This is a genomic window from Serratia sp. Ag1, from assembly GCF_000743355.1.
GTDB lineage: Bacteria > Pseudomonadota > Gammaproteobacteria > Enterobacterales > Enterobacteriaceae > Chania.
This window is the reverse complement of sequence record NZ_JQEI01000062.1, coordinates 1-3089: the sequence shown is the minus strand read 5'-3', so window position 1 is coordinate 3089 and position 3089 is coordinate 1. Positions and strand designations below refer to the sequence as shown.

Genomic DNA, 3089 nt, shown 5'->3' with positions numbered 1-3089 from the left:
TTGCTCTTTAACAATCTGGAACAAGCTGAAAATTGAAACCTGACAGCAGAAACTTGTCTCTCCGTAGCAGTATGGAGGCAAGGAGTACCCTGTCAGAGAGTCTCTCAATAGTTTGCAGCGCGAGGTGTCCTCTGTGTACAGAAGACACCTTCGGGTTGTGAGGTTAAGTGACTAAGCGTACACGGTGGATGCCTAGGCAGTCAGAGGCGATGAAGGGCGTGCTAATCTGCGAAAAGTGTCGGTAAGGTGATATGAACCGTGATAACCGGCAATACCCGAATGGGGAAACCCAGTGTGTTTCGACACACTATCGTATGGTGAATACATAGCCATACGAGGCGAACCGGGGGAACTGAAACATCTAAGTACCCCGAGGAAAAGAAATCAACCGAGATTCCCCCAGTAGCGGCGAGCGAACGGGGAACAGCCCAGAACCTGAATCAGGGTGTGTGTTAGTGGAAGCGTCTGGAAAGTCGCGCAGCAAAGGGTGATAGCCCCGTACACTAAAATGCATATCCTGTGAGTTCGATGAGTAGGGCGGGACACGTGACATCCTGTCTGAATATGGGGGGACCATCCTCCAAGGCTAAATACTCCTGACTGACCGATAGTGAACCAGTACCGTGAGGGAAAGGCGAAAAGAACCCCGGCGAGGGGAGTGAAACAGAACCTGAAACCGTGTACGTACAAGCAGTGGGAGCACCTTCGTGGTGTGACTGCGTACCTTTTGTATAATGGGTCAGCGACTTATATTTTGTAGCAAGGTTAACCGAATAGGGGAGCCGTAGGGAAACCGAGTCTTAACTGGGCGTCGAGTTGCAAGGTATAGACCCGAAACCCGGTGATCTAGCCATGGGCAGGTTGAAGGTTGGGTAACACTAACTGGAGGACCGAACCGACTAATGTTGAAAAATTAGCGGATGACTTGTGGCTGGGGGTGAAAGGCCAATCAAACCGGGAGATAGCTGGTTCTCCCCGAAAGCTATTTAGGTAGCGCCTCGTGAACTCATCTTCGGGGGTAGAGCACTGTTTCGGCTAGGGGGCCATCCCGGCTTACCAACCCGATGCAAACTCCGAATACCGAAGAATGTTATCACGGGAGACACACGGCGGGTGCTAACGTCCGTCGTGAAGAGGGAAACAACCCAGACCGCCAGCTAAGGTCCCAAAGTCATGGTTAAGTGGGAAACGATGTGGGAAGGCACAGACAGCCAGGATGTTGGCTTAGAAGCAGCCATCATTTAAAGAAAGCGTAATAGCTCACTGGTCGAGTCGGCCTGCGCGGAAGATGTAACGGGGCTAAACCATGCACCGAAGCTGCGGCAGCGACGCTTAGGCGTTGTTGGGTAGGGGAGCGTTCTGTAAGCCGTTGAAGGTGGTCTGTGAGGGCTGCTGGAGGTATCAGAAGTGCGAATGCTGACATAAGTAACGATAAAGCGGGTGAAAAACCCGCTCGCCGGAAGACCAAGGGTTCCTGTCCAACGTTAATCGGGGCAGGGTGAGTCGACCCCTAAGGCGAGGCTGAAAAGCGTAGTCGATGGGAAACGGGTTAATATTCCCGTACTCGGTGTTACTGCGAAGGGGGGACGGAGAAGGCTAGGCTGGCCGGGCGACGGTTGTCCCGGTTTAAGCGTGTAGGGGGAGAGAATTGGTAAATCCGTTCTCTTATCTAACCCTGAGGCGTGATGACGAGTCACTACGGTGGCGAAGCAGTTGATGCCCAGCTTCCAGGAAAAGCCTCTAAGCTCCAGGTAACACAGAATCGTACCCCAAACCGACACAGGTGGTCAGGTAGAGAATACCCAGGCGCTTGAGAGAACTCGGGTGAAGGAACTAGGCAAAATGGTGCCGTAACTTCGGGAGAAGGCACGCTGGCATGTAGGTGAAGGGACTTGCTCCTGGAGCTGAAGCCAGTCGCAGATACCAGCTGGCTGCAACTGTTTAATAAAAACACAGCACTGTGCAAACACGAAAGTGGACGTATACGGTGTGACGCCTGCCCGGTGCTGGAAGGTTAATTGATGGGGTTAGCGGCAACGCGAAGCTCTTGATCGAAGCCCCAGTAAACGGCGGCCGTAACTATAACGGTCCTAAGGTAGCGAAATTCCTTGTCGGGTAAGTTCCGACCTGCACGAATGGCGTAATGATGGCCAGGCTGTCTCCACCCGAGACTCAGTGAAATTGAACTCGCTGTGAAGATGCAGTGTACCCGCGGCAAGACGGAAAGACCCCGTGAACCTTTACTATAGCTTGACACTGAACATTGAGCCTTGATGTGTAGGATAGGTGGGAGGCATCGAAGTGTGGACGCCAGTCTGCATGGAGCCAACCTTGAAATACCACCCTTTAATGTTTGATGTTCTAACTCGGCCCCATAATCTGGGGTGAGGACAGTGTCTGGTGGGTAGTTTGACTGGGGCGGTCTCCTCCCAAAGAGTAACGGAGGAGCACGAAGGTTAGCTAATCACGGTCGGACATCGTGAGGTTAGTGCAAAGGCATAAGCTAGCTTGACTGCGAGAGTGACGGCTCGAGCAGGTACGAAAGTAGGTCTTAGTGATCCGGTGGTTCTGAATGGAAGGGCCATCGCTCAACGGATAAAAGGTACTCCGGGGATAACAGGCTGATACCGCCCAAGAGTTCATATCGACGGCGGTGTTTGGCACCTCGATGTCGGCTCATCACATCCTGGGGCTGAAGTAGGTCCCAAGGGTATGGCTGTTCGCCATTTAAAGTGGTACGCGAGCTGGGTTTAGAACGTCGTGAGACAGTTCGGTCCCTATCTGCCGTGGGCGTTGGAAGATTGAGAGGGGTTGCTCCTAGTACGAGAGGACCGGAGTGAACGCACCACTGGTGTTCGGGTTGTCATGCCAATGGCACTGCCCGGTAGCTAAGTGCGGAAAAGATAAGTGCTGAAAGCATCTAAGCACGAAACTTGCCTCGAGATGAGTCTTCCCTGGTCCCTTGAGGACCCTGAAGGAACGTTTAAGACTAAGACGTTGATAGGCTGGGTGTGTAAGTGCAGCGATGCATTGAGCTAACCAGTACTAATGAACCGTGAGGCTTAACCTTACAACACCGAAGGTGTTTT

1 rRNA gene is annotated in these 3089 nt (G+C 52.7%); it reads left to right on the top strand.

Annotated elements, in window-relative coordinates:
* Positions 1 to 161: 161 nt before the first annotated feature.
* Positions 162 to 3070, top strand: a 23S ribosomal RNA gene (locus tag IV04_RS23375).
* Positions 3071 to 3089 lie beyond the last annotated feature (19 nt).